Genomic DNA, 2,497 nt, shown 5'->3' with positions numbered 1-2,497 from the left:
TGCAGCATGGTGATGAGGTCGAAGCCAGGCTCTTCGCCGGCCACGGTACGTGCCGCCTTGTCCCGCCACAGCGAACTCAGGCCTTGCGCCATCGCGACCATCTCACGGAAGACCCTGTCGTTGTCCGAGGGGCCGCCGTTGGCCTGCTCCATCGAGGTCGCGAGGTCGGACCATTCGACCAGCTTGTGCCGCTTGTCGTAAGGGAAGTCAAGTAGCGTCGCGAGCATGCGTGCAGTGAGTTCGATCGACACAGTCTGGACCCAGTCAAACGGCTCGTTGAGTGGGAGGCCGTCGAGGACTTCGCGGACGCGCGCGCGGATGAGCCCCTCCATCTCACGAAGGTTCTTCGGAGCCACCACGCCCTGCACTGCGGCGCGCTGCTTGTCGTGCCGGGGCGGATCCATCGCGATGAACATCGCGATGTCCATGAAACGCGGGGGCCTGCCGATGATGATGAACGGTTCGGCGGAGAACGCCTCGTGATTCTTGTCGACCGCGATGATGTCGGCGTGTCGCGTGACCGACCAGAACGGACCGAAGGGGCTCTCCGAACGGAAGTGCACCGGCGCCTCGTTGCGGACACGCTCGAAGTACGAGCGCCACATACCCTGGCGATACAGGAACGGGTTACTCAGGTCGATTTCGGCGAGATCGACCTCGTCCACCGGCGGGATCGGGGTCTCGGTGAAGATCTTCTGGCCGTCGGTCCTTGTGACGATTCGGCGGGTCTTGTCATAGACATGCGCCCCCCGGATCTGAAGGTCGATCGGGATCATTGATTGCGCCTTCTCGGCGACGGTGGCTGCGATGCTCATGATTGCATTCCTTCGTCGTTGCGGGTCAGAGTTGGAATTCCGGGAGGCGAACAGTCAGGCCGTCCCACTCCTCAGTCGCGATCATCTGGCAGGACAGCCGCGAGGTTCCTTCCCGTTCCGGATGCATGCTCAGCATCTCTTCCTCGCCCTCGCCGCTGCGCCCGACGGTCTTGATCCACGCCGGGTCGACAATGACGTGACACGTACCGCAGGCCGCTTCGCCACCACAATCACCGTCGATGCCGGGGACGGCTTCGTCGACGGCGGTCTGCATGAGCGACTTCCCCTCCACGAGATCGGCTTCGTAGTCGTCTCCATCGTGGGTGATGTATGTGATCGTGGCCATGGCCACCTCCTTGCACGTATGAGGTTCCCCTTGAGTGTGAATGTGCGGATCCCGACCGATCCATGTGTGAACGTCGCAATCTGTTGTTAATCTGGCTCACGTGACCCTCGGTGAATCCGGTGTGCCCCCGTTGGCGTTTGCACAGCTTCTCGACAGCGGTGCGCTGGGCACGGAGGCGACGAGCGCATTCGGTCGGATAATGGCCCAGGAGGGCACCGACCTCAGAACGTTGATCACGCAAGAAGCGCAGGTGCCGATGCAATGGTTTCATGACGTGTATCCGACGATGGGGCCGCACGACGGGTTTCGGCTGGGCCTCGCATTCGCTGAGCACGCTCAGCTGACCTCCTTCGGTCCACTGAGCCTGCCGCTGGTCAGTGCCGGGTCGGTCGTTGACATCGTCGAGTTGCTTCGTTTTCTGCCGTTGATCTCGACGGCGCTAAGTGCGGACTTTCATCATGGCGCCAGTGGTCTTACCATCGGTCTCGCAGGGCGCACCGACAGCGCGGGTACCGACTGCTTTGCCGTCACTTATGGGGGCCTGACCGTTCTGCGTCTGGTGAAAATACTCACAGGAGATGTGTCCTCAGCAGAGTTACACCTGACCTGCCCGGCGCCGACCGAGCCGCTGAACGTGGGAGAGATAGGGCATCGAGTCGTCTTCGATGCGCCAGCGTCATTTGTTCGCATACCAGCCGAGGCGCTTCATGAGGTGTGCCGCTTTTCCGATCCCGTCGCCTACCGGATCGGTACCGCCGAACTGCGACGGCTCTGCGATCAGCGGCGTCACAACTCGTACACGCAGCGCGTCCGAGCCCAGTTTGATGCAGACCCTGCTCGAGTCAACGCTAGTCGGATCGCAGCAGAGCTGTCGGTATCGGTAAGCACACTCAAACGGCACCTACACGCCGAGGGCACCACCCTGCGCCGCCTACGACAGCAATTCATGCAGGAGCACGCCATCCTCCGACTTCTCGATCCCGGCGTCGGAATCGGCCAGATTGCTACCGAACTGGGGTACTGCGACGTCGCAAGCTTTTCTCATGCGTTTGCTCGGTGGGTCGGCTGCTCCCCGTCGCAGTTTCGACTTCGACGTGCACGCCCGCCAGCCGCATGAATGCTCGACCAGCCCAATCGGGGCGTCAGCTGATTACACCACAACGAATTTCGCGACTGGTTCATAACGTTTCGATACGGTAACCCGGGCCCGCCCCGTCCGAAGCGCACGGTCGTTACAAGTCAGCCAGCATCGCCTACGCGGCAATTCTCAGCCACACCTCAACGTCTGCCGCCTCGCCGAGGACACCAGCCGGTTCGTTCTAGCCACCGTTATGGC

General features: G+C 61.9%; 3 protein-coding genes. 1 reads left to right on the top strand and 2 read right to left on the bottom strand.

The window, feature by feature from the left end; all coding sequences use genetic code 11:
* Positions 1 to 815: cytochrome P450 family protein (locus ABLE94_RS26280; protein WP_484494649.1), on the bottom strand; the 815-nt coding region annotated here is incomplete at its 3' end.
* A 25-nt stretch (positions 816 to 840) separates the two neighbouring features.
* Entirely contained in the window at positions 841 to 1,161 is a 321-nt protein-coding gene (locus tag ABLE94_RS26275; protein WP_005195134.1) for a 2Fe-2S iron-sulfur cluster-binding protein, read from the bottom strand.
* A gap of 100 nt (positions 1,162 to 1,261) precedes the next feature.
* Between ABLE94_RS26275 and ABLE94_RS26270 the strand changes: the two genes are divergently transcribed.
* On the top strand, positions 1,262 to 2,278 hold the full coding sequence (locus ABLE94_RS26270) for a helix-turn-helix domain-containing protein (protein ID WP_005195135.1): 1,017 nt from the start codon (positions 1,262 to 1,264) through the stop codon (positions 2,276 to 2,278).
* Positions 2,279 to 2,497 lie beyond the last annotated feature (219 nt).

It is taken from the genome of Gordonia sp. VNK1, from assembly GCF_040049135.1.
GTDB lineage: Bacteria > Actinomycetota > Actinomycetes > Mycobacteriales > Mycobacteriaceae > Gordonia > Gordonia oleivorans.
This window is presented reverse-complemented; position numbering and strand designations above follow the sequence as displayed.

What these genes read in the sequence shown, in the direction of transcription:
- ABLE94_RS26275 (WP_005195134.1), bottom strand. Translation starts at nt 1,161, where the DNA reads ATGGCCACGATCACATACATCACCCACGATGGAGACGACTACGAAGCC.